This is a genomic window from Streptomyces sp. NPDC052101 (assembly GCF_040680235.1).
Classification (GTDB): domain Bacteria; phylum Actinomycetota; class Actinomycetes; order Streptomycetales; family Streptomycetaceae; genus Streptomyces.
Window position 1 is genome coordinate 139,732 of record NZ_JBFAWH010000014.1, and the last position, 15,620, is coordinate 155,351.

The window sequence follows — 15,620 nt, forward strand, 5'->3', positions numbered from 1 at the left end:
CGGCGGGGTTACCGAGATGCCGCGACCGATGCCGCCGTGAGTCTGTCCACGGCCGTCGCGACCGCCTCAGGGCTGGAGATCATCGTCAGGTGCCGGGCGCCCGGGATGAGCGTCGCAGGTGGTGCGCCGATGCGCCGGGCGGTCTCCTGCGGGGTCTGCCGCGTGAACACGTCGTCCTGGGCACCGAATACCACCGACTTGGGCAGGCGCACCCCGGCGAGCCGGGCCACCTGGTCCGCGGGCAGACCCGGCACACCGGCGGCCAGCATGCTCCAGAGCGCGTTCTCCGCGCCCGGCACGCGGAGCGGGCGTCGCCACTGATCCAGACCGGCGGCGTCCAGGCGCGGACATGCAGGCCCGCACTGTGCGTCGTACACGCTGCGGATCACCGCATCGATGCCGAGCCCGAGCCGCAGCAGGGTGGTGCGGTACGGGTCGATCAGCACGTACTTGAGGGCGGGCGGCGGCCCGGCACCCGTGTCGAGGGCGTCGCCGTCGAGGAGCATCACGCCTCCCAGTCGACCAGGGGCCCGCAACGCCGCCTCGGTGACCGCGGCGGCTCCACTGGAGTGCCCCACCAACAGCGGGCGCTCGCCGGGACCGCCGAGGTGCATGGCGTCGAGGAAACCCAGGAGCTGCCGGGTGAAATGGTCGACGGTGTAGGGGCCGTGGCGCTCGCTGTATCCGTCGCCCGTCAGGTCGAGCGCGTACACCCGGTGGTCGCGGGCGAGCAGCGGGGCAAGGCGCGACCAGGTGTCCACGGATTCGAAGGCGCCGTGCACCAGGACGACCGGCGGGCCCGCCGTACCCCAGGTCTGGTAGCGCGTGCGGATGTCGGCGGCCTGCACGTACCGGAGCCCCCGCGGCGGCGCGGCACGCCCGGCCGTGACGCCGTTGTAGACGAGCGAGGCCGCTGTGACGACCACCAGCAGGACGGCACAGCCCAGCGCGGCGCGCCGCAGCCACCGCCGCAGCCGGGAACGGCGTGGCCGGTGCGCACGTTCGGCAGGGGGCGACGTCGGAGCGGATGCCGGTGGGGCGCCCCCGTCCCCGTCCCCGTCCCCGTCTCCATCTCCGGCCCCGGCTCCGGCTTGGCGAAGATCAGCAGTCACAGCTCACAGCATCGCCCATGGCACACCCTCGGTCATCCTTCGGGGGGAGCCATCGTGACTACTCCGCCGGGTGTATGGGGAGTGCTGGGTGCAGGGGAGTGCTGATCATGAGCTGTGCGGCTGTGCGGCTGCATGGCTGGGCGATGCGAGGGCGGGCGTGGCTGTCAGGAGCCGTAGCGGTGGCCTCCATGGGACTGCTGTGCTTTCGGGGTCGGGGAGGCGGAGGCGCTGGTCGGTGAGGTGGCCTTGGTGGTGGCGGTCGGACTGGCGCTTGTGCCGGCCGAGGGGGTGCTGGGTGACGAGGACGGGGACGTGCCGGAGTTGTGTCCGGGACGGCGCCCCGCAGCCGCGTTACCGTCGTGGGGCGCCGGCCGTCGCTGTCGGGCTCACTGGAGGCGGGAGACCGGGAGGGTGACCTGACACGGCAGGACGCTGGGACATCTGCCCCGGCGCTCCGCAGCACGACTCCTTGTGAAACACCTCTGGGTACGGCAGCTGTCGCCTGCGGTGCACCACGCGGTGGTGCGGGTCCCCAGGCGGCAGCTGCCGGTCCTGCGTGTCAGGCGCCGAGCCCTGCCACGCAGGGACGGTGCTACTTCTGTGTCCAGACCTGGTTGGGCTGTGTGCCGCCGCCGTAGCAGTCCCATATCTGCAGCAGCGCGCCATTGCCGGAGCCGTCGGCGTCCAGGCATTTCCCGGACCGGGGGTTGGTGACGGTGCCGTTGGCGTTGAACTGCCACTGCTGGGCGCCGGTGCCGTTGCAAGACCAGAGCTGCACCTTGGCGCCGTTGGCCGTGGAACCGGCAGCCACGTCGAGGCACTTGCCGGTCTGCGGGTTGACCAGGGTGCCGTCGGTCCGCGTCCACTTCTGGTTCCAGCCGGTTCCGCAGTCCCACAGCTGGACGGGGGTGCCGTCGGCCGTGCCCCAGTCCTTCAGGTCCAGGCAGCGGCCGCTCTGCTGACCGGCGACCGTGCCGGACGTACCACCGCCACCACCGCCCCCGGAGCCATTGGAGTCGAAGGAGAAGGAGTTCACAGCCAGTCCGGGGCCGCCGACCCAAGGCTCGAAGCCGAACTGCACGCTGGTCATGTACCACGCCGACGACAGGTAGCTGCGGCTGATCGAGTCGTTGGTGAAGTCCTTGATGTTCACCGTGATCGCGTTGGTGGGCTGCTGGCGGACGTAGGAGACGGTGTTCCAGGAGATGCCGGCGCCCTGACGGCCGTACCAGACATCCCAGTTGGCGCCCTCGATCCACACCGTCCCGACCTTGGTGCCGAACGGCCTGGGCGATCCGGAGTGGTTGGCCCAGATCATCATCTCCTCGCCGTTGTTCTGGCCCGACGGGTTGGAGTTGGTGTCGAACCAGATGTCGTACGAGGCGTCCCACTGGCCGTCGGCGGTCGAGAAGTCAACGCTGGACTGCGGGTTGCCGAACGCCGACACTTGCAGCGGCAGGCCGTTCCCGCTGGTGCAGTTGCCGTAGTGGCAACCGGCGTAGATCGACGGATACGCTGCCGGAGCGCCGCTGGTGCCCACGTCGTGCCAGCCGGTGGTGACCTTGAAGCCGTCGTCCGACACATCGATGCACTGGGGGATCGAGTCACCCCACTCGTTGTTCTGGACGATGTACTTGCCGCCCGAGACCTTCATGCTGTCGGTCTTGCCGCAGAGGGTCGTGTTCGCGGATGCCGGCGAGGCGCCGGCCAGGGTGAGGGCAACCAGGAACAGGGCAGCCACGACTGCCGCGACCGCCGCAGCTCCATTGCGAGGCTTCGGGCTCGATCTGGTCATGGGAATCCTTTCGATGGCCAAGGCGGCTTGTGGGGCACCCGGGCCGTGGGGGATGGATCCGGAGAGTGGGGAGCGACGCTTTGGGAGCGCTCCCATATTGCGGAGCGCCGACGCCGGAACCTTCCGGAAATGAAATGAGAAGGGATTGCGCCAAAACGGTGGATCGGTGCCGCCGTGAGGCGGGACCAGTAGGCGGCGTGTGAACTCGCCCAGCTCACTCACGCCGCGACACATGAAGCCAGCGAGGTTGACCGACTGTCAAGCGGTCTGCATCCGTTCACTTTGTGAAGCCAACGCAAGATGCTCCTGACGAGCACGGAAGGGGCGGTCTCGAACAGGCGGCTGCCGGAGCGGCCTTGTCGATGGCGGAGCCTCAGCGGAACGTTCTGCGCTTTCGAGTCGACGTCCCCTTGGCGGCGCACGGGCGTTGCCTCGCCCTCGCACTGCGACGCGTCCAACCTCGGCACCCCTTGAACTCACGGGCCAGACAAGACCTCTGGCGGATCGTCATGGTCGCCACACCGCTTCCCGTGCGACGTGGACGCACCCCTTGCCGACGCGTCCGGGCGGGGCTAGGGTGCCGTCTCAGTCAAGTCACTAGCTAGTAGCTACTAACTAATTCGCCCTGGTAGCCACTGGCGGCCTTCGCCCCGGGAGTGGAAGCGGGTGATGTCCGACATCGGCCGGCGACTGGACGAAGGGTTGTGCTGTTGTGCTGCACACGGGGCACGCCGCGGCCGTGGTGTGGATCAACTCCTGGGCCATCAGGCTGTCTTCCCGTGTAATACTGACCATTGCTCGGGGAACTTACTGTCCCGCAGCGCTGTCCCGGAACGACGGTGACGCCCGACGGAAAGGTCTTGGCGAACATGGCTGAGGGGGCGCCCTCGTACCGGCGCGACCGGCCACGACTGCCAGCCGCCGAGCGACGGCGCCAGATCATCGACGCAACCTCCGCACTTATCGCAGATCGCGGCTTCTGGGGACTGTCGATGCAGGACGTGGCCGATCGGTGCGGGCTCACCGTTCCGGGTGTGCTGCGCCATGTCGGGTCCAAGACCGGCTTGCTCATCGCCGTGCTGGAACACCGGGATGTCGAGGATGCCCGATCGCTTCGCGCGCACCTCGGCGTCGGTGAGGACGAGATCCCGGACGAGTGGTCCGCCGGCGGCCCCGACGGAGTCGGTCTGCGGCAGTTGTGCTCGGCGACGGTGCAGCGCAACTCGGAGCAACCGGAATTCGTCCGGCTCTTCACGGTGCTTGAAGCCGAGTCGCTGACACCAAGCCATCCGGCGCACGCCTACTTCGTGAAGCGGCAAGAGCAAGCGATAGCCGCCTTCGCGTCCCTGGCGAGGGACATCAGCGACCATCCCGAATCGCTTGCCCGGCACATCGTGGCGATGATGGACGGCCTGCAGATCCAGTGGCTGCGAGCGCCGGAGACGGTCGACCTGGTCCAGGCATGGGAGTCCGCCGCCGAGGTGCTGTTCGGCGAACGGGAGGGCGACGCGCATACGAAGAAGCGGAGCGATTGACGGGCGCCTTCACGCGCGGGGACCGAAGCCTCCGCAGAACCTCAACCGCGGCATACCCTCGCGCCCTTCCATCGTTGTGGGTGGCGCCAGGTCGTTGCTCATGGCTCTTGGATGATGTCTCGGAGCTGGATGACCGTCGCTGCAACGGCCGGGGTGCCGTTGGCGATGTAGTCGCGCTTGTCATACCGGCTGGCCACCGTGGCAGGAGGGACGCAAGGCCGAACCAACCGCGTGCGTCATCGACGCACAGAGAGTTAAGACCTCCCCAAGCGTGCCCACCAGCACCCAGGGCACTGACGCTGGCAAGAACGCGAGTGCAACTGGCCAACAGGTGATGAGCCGAGTCCTACGGAGAGCGAATCGACTCGCTGGACCTGCCCGAGGCACGTGCGTCCCCGGGCCCCGGCGAGGGCCCAGAGACATGACAAGGTGCACGGGCTCGGAGGGGTCACACGTGCGGGCGGCGGCCGCTTTCCTGGTGCGGGAAGGTCTGGTCCGCCCCGGGCAGCGTCGGCTTCGGCAAAGTCGCCACCTCTTCCTTCGCTTTCTCCAACTGCTCCGCGGTGTCGTCGGGAAGCTGGGGTGAGTTCGGGCGGGCGTCGCTGAAGCGGAAGGCGGTTGTGAGGTCGCCGAAGGTGGCGCGGCGCCACTCGCTGATGTTCGGTTCCGCAACCCCGGTGAACCGCTCCAGGAACTGCAGGGCCGAGGTGTGGTCAAAGGCCTCCGAGGCGACCCAACCACCCACGGTCCAGGGCGAGATGATGATGGCGGGGACGCGGAAGCCGCCACCGATCGGCAGACCCTGGATGTACTCGTCCGCCGTGCCCGCGGGCGGGGTGGGCGGGACCACATGGTCGAACAGGCCGTCGTTCTCGTCGTAGTTGAGGACGAAGGCGGTCTTTTGCCACACCGCAGGGTTGGATGCGATGGCCTCGATCTTCGAGGCGACGAAGTCGGCGCCGGCCGCCGGGAGATAGTCGGGGTGCTCCGACTGGAAACCCGTCGGAATGATCCAGCTCACGGCCGGGAGACGGTCGTTGCGGGCGTCGTCCTCGAAGGTGCCCTCCGGCTGCGGGCGTACTCCCCGCTCGTACAGCTCGGAGCCGGGCCGCGCGTTCTTGAAGGTGGCGAACTGCTCCAGCAGGTTGCAGCCGTAGTCGTCGTCCTGCTGGTACACCTTCCAGCTGACGCCCGCCGCCTGGAGTCGTTCGGCGTACGTCGTCCAGCGATACGGTGTGGGCGCGACGTTGCTGATGATCGGCCCGCCGTGGGTGCCGGCGGGGTCGATCGTGCCGGTCATCCACATCAGGCGATTGGGCCACGTCGGTCCGAACACCGAGCAGTAGTAGTTGTCGCAGATGGTGAAGGCCTCGGCGAGCGCGAACTGGAACGGGATGTCCTCGCGCGTGTAGTAGCCCATGACATAGGGGCCGTTGACGCCGTCGGCTCTGCGGTGGGCGGGCAGCCACTGGTCCATCTTGCCGCCGTTCCAGGCCTGGTGTTGCACGGACCAGGCGTGGCTGGTGGATGGGATGGCCTGTGCGCTCGACGTGTGGGTGTCGAGGTGGAAGGGCAGCAGATAACCCTTCGGGTTCTTGGTGTCCGGCTGGTAGAAGACCGAACGCCCGTTGCCGAGCCTGAGGGCGTCCGGGTCGCTGAAGCCCCGGACCCCCGACAAGGTGCCGAAGTAGTGGTCGAACGAGCGGTTCTCCTGCATCAGCATGACCACGTGCTCGATGTCGCTCAACGATCCGCGCTGGGGCGGCCCCGCGGCGACGGCCTTCTGGATGCTTGGCGGGAGGAGGGAGAGGGCCGCGGTGGCGCCCAGCGCGCCCGCGACCGAACCCAGCAGTCTACGGCGTGTCAACTCAGCCATGATGGCCCTTTCTTGAGCGAGACAGGCGCTCCGGAGTGACGGCCGGCCCGGGGGAAAGGTGGGCCACCAGCAATCGTTCGCTCGTGCAGACGGGGCGCATCAGGCAAGCACCGTGAACGTGTGACCAACGCGCGGGAAGAACTTGGCCAAGCTGTGATATTCAACGCCCGTGTGTTGCACGGATGTTGCCGTGCGTTGAGAAACGGTGGCTGCTACATGGATTCGTCCGACGGCTGTACGAGGCGCAACCGTGCGGCTGCTCGCACGCGAGCGGAGCCTTCACGCAGGGAGCGACGCCGCTTGAGAGGCGCCAGGACCGTCGTTCTGTTCTGGCTACCGTCCTGGCGCCGTACCCCCTTACTGAGGCGAGCCGCCGGGCTCCGCAGGCGCGCCGTCGACCGAACGCACGCTGATCGTCATGTTCTTGAGGGCCACGAGGGGGGCGTCTTCCTGGAGTCCGGCCCGCCGTCCCGGGGCCGACTTGTCCCGGCCGCCCGTACCCAGGTGCGCAGTGTCTCCGGATTGGTTTTCAGATCGGTGGCGACCTGCCTGATCGTCACTCCGGGACGTGACTGGCAGAGCGCGACCGCATCCGCCTTGAGCTCCGGCGAGTACTGCTTCATGACCACGAGATGTTCGTTCTCAGATCCTCGAGATCCACGTCTCAAGCGGGTTGCTCGTGGCTACTGGGCTGAACCGCCGACGAGTGTGGGACGGAAGGTGCGGCGGTATGCCTGCGGTGTGACCCCGATGGCGGCATGAAGGTGATGGCGCAGGGAGACACCGGTGCCGAATCCGGCGCGGCTGGCGATCAGGTCGATGGGCCAATCAGTGGTCTCCAGCAGGTGCCGGGCCAGGTCGACGCGCTGGTGGATGAGCCACTGGCCGGGGCTGGTGCCGACCTCGTCGCGAAAGCGGCGGGTGAAGGTACGCACACTGACGTTGGCGTGGGCGGCCATGTCAGCCAGCGTGATGGGTTCAGCGAGGCGCTCCATGACCCATCCCTGCGTGGGGGCGGTGCCGGGGGCGGAGGGGTCGGGGACGGGGCGCCGGATGTACTGGGCCTGGCCGCCGTCGCGCCAGGGCGGTACGACGCAGGAGCGGGCGACCTCATTGGCGATGTCGCTGCCGTGGTCGCGGCGGACGATGTGCAGGCACAGGTCGATGCCGGCGGCTACCCCGGCGGAGGTGAGGATTTCACCGTCGTCGATGAAGAGGACGCCGGGGTCGATGCGCACAGAGGTGAACATGCGCTGCAGGCGGTCGGCTTCGCGCCAGTGTGTGGTGGCGCGGCGGCCGTCGAGCAGTCCCGCAGCGGCCAGCACATACGTGCCGGTACAGATCGCCACGATCCGGGTCCCGGGCCGGATGGCAGCCAGGGCCTTGCGCAGGGTGTCGGGCAGGCGGCCCTCCTCGCGGATGGGGCCCAGCGCGTGAGTGGGCGGGATGACGACGGTATCGGCGGTGGCCAGCAGGGAGGCATCGTGGGAGACGGTGAGCTGATAGTCGGCTTCGGTTCGGACGGGGCGGCCGTCCAAGCTGCACGTGGTCACGGAGTAGAGCTGGTTGCCCACGGCGTCGCGGGCGGCGCCGAAGATCCGTGCGGGGATGCCGAGCTCGAAGGGGACTACGCCATCCAGGGCCAGAACGCCAATGTGGTGCATGGCCCGATCCTTTCATTCCGCGACCATCAAGCCACTATTGGGAGGCTGTCCAGCGCGGGAGTCTGAGGGCGTGCCCAGGAAATCCGGCACACGCCACAAGAAGCCCACTGCTGAAAAGAGCACGTCATATGGACCAGGCCACTACTTCCGCGACCATGCGCGCCATCTCCCAGAACATCGCCGGGGCACCGGACGTCCTCAAGATCGTCGAGACGCAGCGGCCGGTCCCAGCCCGGGGCGAGATCCTGGTCCGAGTGCACGCGGCGGGCGTGAACCCGGCTGACTGGAAGACCCGCGAGCGGGGGGTGTTCGCCAACGGCGCCAAGCCGCCGTTCACGCTCGGCTTCGACGTCGCTGGTGTGGTCGAGGCGGTCGGCGACGGGGTGACACTGTTCCAGGCCGGCGACGAGGTGTTCGGGATGCCGCGCTTCCCGCATCCGGCGGGTGCCTATGCCGAGTATGTCGCCGCTCCGGCCCGGCACTTCGCCCCGCGCCCCCAGGGCCTGACCCACATCCAGGCCGGCGCCCTGCCGCTGGCCTCACTGACCGCCTGGCAGGCCCTGGTGGACACCGCGAACGTCCGGCCCGGCCAGCGCGTCCTGATTCACGCGGCCGCCGGAGGAGTCGGTCATCTGGCCGTGCAGATCGCCAAGGCTCGCGGCGCGTACGTCATCGGCACGGCCACCGCCTCCAAGCACGACCTGTTGCGCTCGCTCGGCGCCGACGAGCTGATCGACTACCGCACTCAGGATCATGCCGAGAGCCTCCGCGACGTCGATGTCGTCCTGGATCCCCTGGGCGGCCCCAACTGGGCCCGGTCCCTGCGAACACTGCGGCCGGGCGGCACGCTGGTCTCGATCCTGCCGCCGGACGACACCTTCCCCGCCAAGGAGGCCGAAGCGGCCGGAGTGCGGGCGGTGTTCATGCTTGTCGAGCCCGACCATGCAGGGTTGCGCGCGATCGCCTCCCTGGTCGAGGAGGGACGCCTGCGTGTCGTCGTCGACGAGATCTTCCCCCTCGAAGAAGCGGCGCGGGCCCACACACTGGGTGAGACCGGCCGCACCACCGGCAAGATCGTCCTCGCCGTTGCCCCCTGACCCACCCCGCCGCAAGGTGGAGACCTTCATTGAGCATCCGCACTCATGGTGACCGCTGGCTGACATCGACCCTCAAACGCAGTAGCCAACGACCTCACTTGCTTGTTCCCTACCGATTTTGGATGCTAGCGACCTGTCGCCGTTGGCGATGTCACCTTGCCGCCTGGGCGGAGCGAGTGCTTCAGCGCCATGCTTGCGTACATGCATCACGCAGTCGGCGCCCACGAAGCCCGGTGCGCGTGGCTGCAGCCTCGCCGACGATGACGGTGGAACACGCGCTCGCGGTGGCCGAGGGCTTACGGGTGCGGATTACCAGGCCGCTCGCCCTGCTGAGGGCCACCTGCTGCCCGCTGCAACGGATCACCCGCGCCGGCACATTGACGCCATAGTCCGCCCGCGGTGTTCCTCTCGGTCGAAAGAGCTTGCTCAGGAACCGGCGTGAACGTAGGCCGCCCAGACATGCGGGCGGTTGGGTATCCGTTGTCGTAGCGCTCGAATGCAGTGGTGCAGGGCGTGTGCGGCAGCGTCGGCGCCGGTCGAGCGGCGGTAGAAATCTCGGGTGACGTGGTCCGCATGGGTGCTGTCGATTTCCCAGAGTGTTCCGATCGCAGCGGGGAAACCGGCGAGCAGGAAGGCGCTGGTGATGTGGAGGGCCTCGTCGCTGAGCCGTTCGGACGTACGGGCGGTGCCGCAAGCCGCGAGAAAGGCGAGCCGTGCCGAGCGCGGCCGTGCCCGGCAGATCTCGAGGACGGACAGCGGCTCACCGCTCGGCAGGTGGAGCAGAGCACCGGAGGGTGCTGCTGGGTCGGTGGCCGCATGGCAGCCGAAGTGAACCCAGGAGGCGTCGCCGAGTCCGGCGAGCACCGCCGCGCGGGTCGCGGGGGCGCCGACCAGAGGCCGGTGGGCACCCAGCAGCCCGGCCGCGTAGTCAGCTGCCGCAGCGACGCCGGGCAGTTCGTCCTCGGGTGCCGCGACCAGCAGGGCGCTGCCGCTGTCCGCGGTGTCACGGTGCTGGGCCCGGGCGCGCGCGTAGGCCAGTGTCTGGAACCCTGGCGCGTACGACGACACCACGGCGTCGAGGGCGGCGCCGCAGTCGCCGAGTTCGCAGTCGGGCTGCGTGCATTGGGCCGCGTGCAGTGGCAGGGCGTTGAACGCACCGGTGGGCACCCACCAGATCCGCGGCCATGGCCCTGTGCCGGGAACGGGTGCGTTTGCCCCCACGAGTGCGAGAACCGGTTGCACGATCTTGTGCCAGGTCCAGGACAGCGTCCGGCTGATCGTGGTCCCGGCGGCGATGAGTTCGGCCGGGGACCGCCGGGAGGGGCCCTGGGCATTGATGGCGTCGACGGCTTCGCGCAGGTTCCGGGCCGCTTGGGTGATCTCGTCCGATTCGGCTTCCAGGCACAGAGCCTTGATCGACTGGGACGTCACGACGAGCGCGTGGCAATAGCGCCGTGCGTGGTTGAGTACGACGATGGGCCCGTCAGCCGCCAGGCTGCGCAACTGCCCGGCTGACAGTGGGCGCAGGAAGTCGTCGAACCCGGGTTGGCTGCGGATACGTTCGACCAGCTCGTCGAGTTCATGCGACGCGCGCAGCCGGGCAAGCCGGGATCGCTCAGCGTGTCCGGCGGGGGCAGGGTCCGGCGCCTCGGATATGTCGGCGAGCTGGTCGGTCAGCCGCTCGAAGTCGCTCGCCAGTGCCGGGTGCCCGGACCGCAGTTCGCTGAGTTCCGCTCGGGCTTCGAGCCGCCGGGACAGCAGGAGTCCACGGCCGCGTTCCAGCAACTCGGTGGTTCGGTCGACGTCGGGGCCCCCGATGACACGCGACGGGGGACGGGGAGGCGTGGGCAGCGCTTCCGGCAGGCCTGGCTTTTCGGAGGCCGTCGCGATGATCTCTTCCAGGGCCGCGACGTGCTGGTGGGCGGCTTCCACGTACTCGTTCATCGCTTCGAGGCCGTCCCGGAGGAGGATCGCCGAGAGTGTCAGCTCGACGATGGCCCGTATGTCCCCCTCGAATGATGTCAGGCCGTGTTCGGCGGACTGCTGGTCGCTGCCTCGGTCGGTGATGCTGGGCATCGCCTCGACGGCCGCTTCGAGGTGGGACAGGGCAAGGTCGATACGCGGTTGCGGTCTTCCCAACGCGCCTGCCGCGGCCCCGATCTCCCCGTGCGCCCGAAACCAGACCGGGATCCTCGGGTCGCGCAGCACGGTGGGGTCGGCGACACCGGCCATGCGGTTCAGTATGGGCCTCAGCATTGCCTCAAGGGCGTTTGCCGGTTCCGGGGCCGGGGTCTCGGGCGCCCGGTCCGACGAGACCGGAGGCAGGTGCCGGCCCAGGACTCCGGAGGCGACCATGACGACGATGGGACGCATCATGTCGGCCCAGTCGTCGGGTGCGTCCTGCTCAACGGCGTCGACGAGGTGGCCGGCCTCGCCCACGAGACGCAGTGCGTGTTCGTGGTCGGCCTCGCGGATCTCCAGAGCACGCAGAGCGAGGGCCCGGATGAGCGTCATCGCGGTGGAGATCCGCGTCGGGTGACCGGGCGGACACGCCTCGTACGTCCGGCGGCACCGCTCGACCAGTTCCTCGGTGATGCCGCGCTTCGGGCCGCCGCCCGGCCCCACCGTGTCGAGGAGGTCGAGATAGTGGTCGGCCCGCACGTCGAACCCCGGCGGTAGCTCTTCCGCACCGGCATCCGCCGCACCGCTGAGCGCTTTCAGCCGCTGCGCCATCTCCCGGGCCCGGTGGAGCTGGCCCGGCTCGTGGCCGGTCAGGTAGTTCTGCAAAGCGTTGTGGAACTCCGTGTCAGCCGACAGAACCGCGCGGCCGATGTCAGAGGGTTCCGCTGCGGCCGCCAACCCCGCGAGCAGCGCGGCCGCCTCGCGTGCGGCTTCCGGGTCGAGGCGTCCGGCCCCCGCCGCCGTGAGGGCCCTGGCGAGGATCGCGTCGATGCCTTCCGGGAGTTCGGACGCGTGCGAGCGGGCGTAGCGCAGCAGACGTACGACCTCGTCGAGGTCGGCGGGATCGCGACGGGATGACAGCGCGGTGCCCAGCGCCGCGGACAGGTAGGCCCGTTCGTCGGTCTCGTTCTCGCCGAGTCGTTCGAGCAGTTCTCGTATGACCGTGATGTCGGCTTCCATGTGGTCCGGGCCGTCGAGGCGGATATCGGTCATCCGGGACAGGCGGGAGACCGCCTCGGCCATCTCCGGGTCCGCTCTGCCGTCCGGTTCGCCGGTGAGAACCGCCATCACGGCGACGGGCAGCGCCGCGTCGTAAGCGTTCTTGCGCAGCAGTCCGAGCAGCAGCAGGCCAGCCGGTGCCGTGGCTGCCGTTTCCTCGGTCAGCGCCCGTGACTCGGAGTCGAGCCGTGCGGCCGTGGTGGGTTGCGTCTCGCGCAGCTCGTGTGCCCTTAGGCCGGTGAGGGCGGCGAGCACGGCTGTGTACGCGTAGCGGTGTGGCTTGTCTGCGGGCAGGGCTGCCAGGGCGGTGCGGTACCGGGCGATCCGCTGGTCGGAGACCGCGCCAGTGGTGAGCGTGGCCGCGAGGGACATGGTTTCCAAGTCGATGTCCGGGGCTTCACCGCTCTCGGCGGCCTGTTGCCTGAACTGGCCGACGAGACGCTCGACCAGCGGTCCCGCAGCACGCAGCCGCACCGGATCGTCGTCCTCGGTCAGTTTGTGCAACTGCTGGAGAAGGGCGAGCTGTTCCTGGTCGGCGTCGCTCGAGGCGCCTGTCGCGTCGACGGTGGCGAGCAGCTCGGCCGCCTCGCGGGCCATTCCGTCGTCGCCGCGCTCCGCGGCGAGGGCGCCGAGCGCCTCACTGAGCGTCGCAGTGACGAGGCCGTGGGCCGGATGACCGCCGGGGGTGTGTTCGAGGGCCGCGCGCAGGCGGTGCACGGCGCAGGCGATGCGGGCCGGGTCGTGCTCCTGCATGCCCGCCTGGGCGATGGCCGCCCCGATCTGCAGGTCCCGCTGCCCCGGCCAGGCGGCGGGCTCGGCGTGTACCGCGCGCAGGAAGCGCAGGCCCTCCCCGGCCTCACGAGTGAGCGCCCCGTCCGGGGCCGCGGTGACCAGCCGCTCGACCCCGGTGAGAGGGGGATCGCCGAGCAGCCGGGCCGCGTCCAGCACCGTGGTGAGAGCGAGCGCCCACGCGTCGGCCCCTCCCGGGCCGACCGAACCCGGAGCCGCGGCAGCTAATCGCTCGCACACCTCCCGCCCGTGCCGGGCGGCCGCGGCCAGAGCCGCGGGATCCGCCGCCAGTTGGAACCGCGCCACCTCGATGCCGAGGGCATGCACCGTCAGTTCGATGAACCCCTCGTGATCCTCGGGCAGGAGCTGTCGCGCCGTGTCCGACCAGGCGAGCGCATGGTTCAGCGCGGCCAGTTGGTCGGGCTCGGCCGACTCGCCCGCGCTGAGCACGTCGGCGTGCACCGAGCTGACCAGGTATGCGAAGCGCGCGTCGTGGGCCGGGTCGGCGGGATCGAAGGACTCCCGCAGCGGCTCGGGAAACCGGATGTGCTCCGGAACCCGCGGCTGGAGGAAGCCGAACGTACTGACCACGATCGACGTGTCCCGCTGCGCCTCCGGGGCGTCTGCGCCGTGATGGCCGAACCAGAACGTCCAGAACACGGCAAGCACCGAGTCCAAGTCGATGGGCCCCTCGGGCGACGGTGCGGCCTCGCGCAGGAGCGCGAACGCGTCGCCGACCGCATCCGGCTCGCGCAGCGCCGCGGGGTCCTGGGCATTCTGAGCTGCCAGCAGACGCGCCGTAACTCGTTCCCGTAGCTCGGTCATTGCTCGTCACAGTAGTTTGGTTTGCCGTCAAAGCACAGTGGTTCCTGCAGAGTTGAGAGGGCTTGCGGTGGGAGATGGGGCGAAGGTGCACCGGCTGTACGAGGATGCCGTCGACTACCTGTGTCGTAACGCGGACACGCTGCGCGGGCTGATCGGCCCCACGCTGTGGGAGGCGCCCTGCGCCGTCGTCCGGGACGGCGACCCGGCCACCGACGAGTGGCGCGCTGCCGTGCGGGCGCTGCATGACGCGGCCGAGGCGGCAGGGATTCCCGGCGGGCTCGGTCTGCGCGCCACGATGGGCGTGGGCGACTGGCCGTCCGGGCCCACGCCGCGGTCGGTCGGCTGGGTCTGCCCCACGAGCCGCTGTTCCCGAGTGGACCTGCGCGAGGAGTCCTCGCAGACACCGACGTGTGCCCTGGTCCGCCGTCCGATGCAGCTGGTGGACTGAGGACTCCGGTGGGACTGCTCATCGAACTCCAGAAGCGCATACCCGACGGGTGGTTCCTGCGGCGGCTACTGCCCGCCGTGCTGTACGTCGTGGTCGCCGTCGTGGGCGGTGGACAGCTCGGCCAGCGTCACTGGAACGACCTCGGGCTCGCCCGCGACGGGATCGCCGGCACGCTGCCGCTGGGCGGAGGCGTCACCGCCGACGGTGCCGCGACACTCGTGCTCGTCGCCGTGGCGGCGGCGGGAGCCGCGTTCGCGGTGCCGTACGCGGCAGGCGCGGTGGGCGTGCTGGCGTCCGGGGCCTGGCCGTGGTGGCTCGCGCCCGTGGGACAGCGACTGACCCGGTGGCGGGTACGACGCTGGACACATCCCACGGACATCGCGCGTGAAGCCGTGCGGGCTCGCGGGGCCGGACGGGAGTTGCGCGCGGCCAGGCTCGACGCGCGCCGGGCCCGCACGGCACCGGTCGAGCCTGGCTGCCCCACATGGTCGGGCGACCGGCTCCGCGCGGCGGAGGAGCGCGTCCGAACGGAGACGGGCGTCGAGATCACCGACGAGTGGTCAAAGCTGCTCCTCGTGATATCGGATACCTCGCGCGTCGCGCTGAGCGAGGCTCGGGACACCTTCGGCACGGTCTGCGAGTCCCTGGCGTGGAGCCTCGCGGTCACGCTTGTCGGCATCTGGTGGTGGCCCGCGGCAGTCCTCGGAGCCGTTCTCTGGCTGGCGTCCTGGCAGTCCTTGCGCCGTGCGGTGGAGTCGCTGTGCCGCACCACCGAAGAGGTGTTCGCCCTGCAGTACACCACGCGCCCCATCCAGCCGTGACCAGGGGCTCCGCGCCGCCGCGCCCTGCCTGAACGAAGGTCAACCACCATGTCGAAGAAGAACCGCACGGCGACGCCATGCGACCGGGCGTGGACACCAACGGTGTTGGCCTACCGCATGGCGGATATCAACAGTCTTGGTGGTGTGTACAAATGGGACGTGCCCGAACACCTGTCGATTTGCGTGTAGTCAACTGCCTTGGTACGTAATAGACTTCAGGCAGACTTGAGCCCAACTCATCCACGGGGGAACTGATGAGGCTCCGCACTTCTGCCATGCTCGGCGCCAGTCTGCTCGTCGCCATTTTGCTCTCCGTCAGCGGCGGGGGCAGCTCCGTCGACTCCGCCCATGCCGTGCAGGACGGCCCGAAGTACTCCAAGGTCAGCCCTGACGCGTCCGCGACGGAGTACGGTCTTCTGGCCACCCGGGACGCGACGGCCATCGAGTACGGCCTCCTCTAGACCACCTCCGGGCCCTC

General features: G+C 69.4%; 12 protein-coding genes and 1 pseudogene. 7 read left to right on the forward strand and 6 right to left on the reverse strand.

Annotated features, from left to right (window positions below; genetic code table 11):
• Window positions 1-8: 8 nt before the first annotated feature.
• On the reverse strand, window positions 9-926 hold the full coding sequence (locus tag AB0L75_RS24905) for an alpha/beta hydrolase (RefSeq protein WP_365184594.1): 918 nt from the start codon (window positions 924-926) through the stop codon (window positions 9-11).
• 778 nt (window positions 927-1,704) lie between these two features.
• On the reverse strand, window positions 1,705-2,907 hold the full coding sequence (locus AB0L75_RS24910) for an RICIN domain-containing protein (protein ID WP_365184597.1): 1,203 nt from the start codon (window positions 2,905-2,907) through the stop codon (window positions 1,705-1,707).
• 869 nt (window positions 2,908-3,776) lie between these two features.
• On the opposite strand from AB0L75_RS24910, the gene AB0L75_RS24915 reads away from it, so the two are divergent.
• On the forward strand, window positions 3,777-4,442 hold the full coding sequence (locus AB0L75_RS24915) for a TetR/AcrR family transcriptional regulator (protein ID WP_365184600.1): 666 nt from the start codon (window positions 3,777-3,779) through the stop codon (window positions 4,440-4,442).
• A 174-nt stretch (window positions 4,443-4,616) separates the two neighbouring features.
• Window positions 4,617-4,749: pseudogene (locus tag AB0L75_RS24920) on the forward strand (IS5/IS1182 family transposase); the annotation flags it as partial.
• A 141-nt stretch (window positions 4,750-4,890) separates the two neighbouring features.
• On the opposite strand, the gene AB0L75_RS24925 reads toward AB0L75_RS24920, so the two are convergent.
• The 3 genes from AB0L75_RS24925 to AB0L75_RS24935 form a co-directional block, all read right to left on the reverse strand.
• Window positions 4,891-6,318 (reverse strand): alkaline phosphatase family protein, encoded by a 1,428-nt coding sequence (locus AB0L75_RS24925; RefSeq protein WP_365184603.1) that lies wholly within the window; start codon window positions 6,316-6,318, stop codon window positions 4,891-4,893.
• A 416-nt stretch (window positions 6,319-6,734) separates the two neighbouring features.
• Window positions 6,735-6,941, reverse strand: coding sequence for a transposase (locus tag AB0L75_RS24930; RefSeq protein ID WP_365184606.1), 207 nt, complete (start codon window positions 6,939-6,941; stop codon window positions 6,735-6,737).
• A gap of 60 nt (window positions 6,942-7,001) precedes the next feature.
• Window positions 7,002-7,982, reverse strand: a complete 981-nt coding sequence (locus AB0L75_RS24935) for a helix-turn-helix domain-containing protein (RefSeq protein WP_365184609.1) — start codon at window positions 7,980-7,982, stop codon at window positions 7,002-7,004.
• A gap of 128 nt (window positions 7,983-8,110) precedes the next feature.
• Between AB0L75_RS24935 and AB0L75_RS24940 the strand changes: the two genes are divergently transcribed.
• Entirely contained in the window at window positions 8,111-9,079 is a 969-nt protein-coding gene (locus AB0L75_RS24940; RefSeq protein WP_365184612.1) for an NADP-dependent oxidoreductase, read from the forward strand.
• A gap of 426 nt (window positions 9,080-9,505) precedes the next feature.
• On the opposite strand, the gene AB0L75_RS24945 is transcribed toward AB0L75_RS24940, so the two are convergent.
• Complete coding sequence (locus AB0L75_RS24945; protein WP_365184615.1) at window positions 9,506-13,873, reverse strand: CHAT domain-containing protein; 4,368 nt, start codon at window positions 13,871-13,873, stop codon at window positions 9,506-9,508.
• A gap of 67 nt (window positions 13,874-13,940) precedes the next feature.
• Between AB0L75_RS24945 and AB0L75_RS24950 the strand changes: the two genes are divergently transcribed.
• The 4 genes from AB0L75_RS24950 to AB0L75_RS24965 all read left to right on the forward strand — a co-directional run bounded on the left by AB0L75_RS24950 (window position 13,941) and on the right by AB0L75_RS24965 (window position 15,603).
• A complete protein-coding gene (locus AB0L75_RS24950; RefSeq protein ID WP_365184618.1) occupies window positions 13,941-14,321 on the forward strand; it encodes a hypothetical protein in 381 nt (126 codons plus the stop codon).
• Window positions 14,322-14,329: 8 nt separating this feature from the next.
• Window positions 14,330-15,142, forward strand: a complete 813-nt coding sequence (locus AB0L75_RS24955) for a hypothetical protein (protein WP_365184621.1) — start codon at window positions 14,330-14,332, stop codon at window positions 15,140-15,142.
• A 48-nt stretch (window positions 15,143-15,190) separates the two neighbouring features.
• Window positions 15,191-15,331, forward strand: a complete 141-nt coding sequence (locus AB0L75_RS24960) for a hypothetical protein (RefSeq protein WP_365184624.1) — start codon at window positions 15,191-15,193, stop codon at window positions 15,329-15,331.
• 86 nt (window positions 15,332-15,417) lie between these two features.
• Window positions 15,418-15,603 (forward strand): hypothetical protein, encoded by a 186-nt coding sequence (locus AB0L75_RS24965; RefSeq protein ID WP_365184627.1) that lies wholly within the window; start codon window positions 15,418-15,420, stop codon window positions 15,601-15,603.
• The last annotated feature ends 17 nt before the right edge of the window (window positions 15,604-15,620 follow it).

What these genes read in the sequence shown, in the direction of transcription:
- AB0L75_RS24910 (WP_365184597.1), bottom strand. Translation starts at nt 2,907, where the DNA reads ATGACCAGATCGAGCCCGAAGCCTCGCAATGGAGCTGCGGCGGTCGCG.
- AB0L75_RS24915 (WP_365184600.1), top strand. Translation starts at nt 3,777, where the DNA reads ATGGCTGAGGGGGCGCCCTCGTACCGGCGCGACCGGCCACGACTGCCA.
- AB0L75_RS24935 (WP_365184609.1), bottom strand. Translation starts at nt 7,982, where the DNA reads ATGCACCACATTGGCGTTCTGGCCCTGGATGGCGTAGTCCCCTTCGAG.
- AB0L75_RS24945 (WP_365184615.1), bottom strand. Translation starts at nt 13,873, where the DNA reads ATGACCGAGCTACGGGAACGAGTTACGGCGCGTCTGCTGGCAGCTCAG.
- AB0L75_RS24960 (WP_365184624.1), top strand. Translation starts at nt 15,191, where the DNA reads ATGTCGAAGAAGAACCGCACGGCGACGCCATGCGACCGGGCGTGGACA.
- AB0L75_RS24965 (WP_365184627.1), top strand. Translation starts at nt 15,418, where the DNA reads ATGCTCGGCGCCAGTCTGCTCGTCGCCATTTTGCTCTCCGTCAGCGGC.
- AB0L75_RS24940 (WP_365184612.1), top strand. Translation starts at nt 8,111, where the DNA reads ATGGACCAGGCCACTACTTCCGCGACCATGCGCGCCATCTCCCAGAAC.
- AB0L75_RS24925 (WP_365184603.1), bottom strand. Translation starts at nt 6,318, where the DNA reads ATGGCTGAGTTGACACGCCGTAGACTGCTGGGTTCGGTCGCGGGCGCG.
- AB0L75_RS24930 (WP_365184606.1), bottom strand. Translation starts at nt 6,941, where the DNA reads ATGAAGCAGTACTCGCCGGAGCTCAAGGCGGATGCGGTCGCGCTCTGC.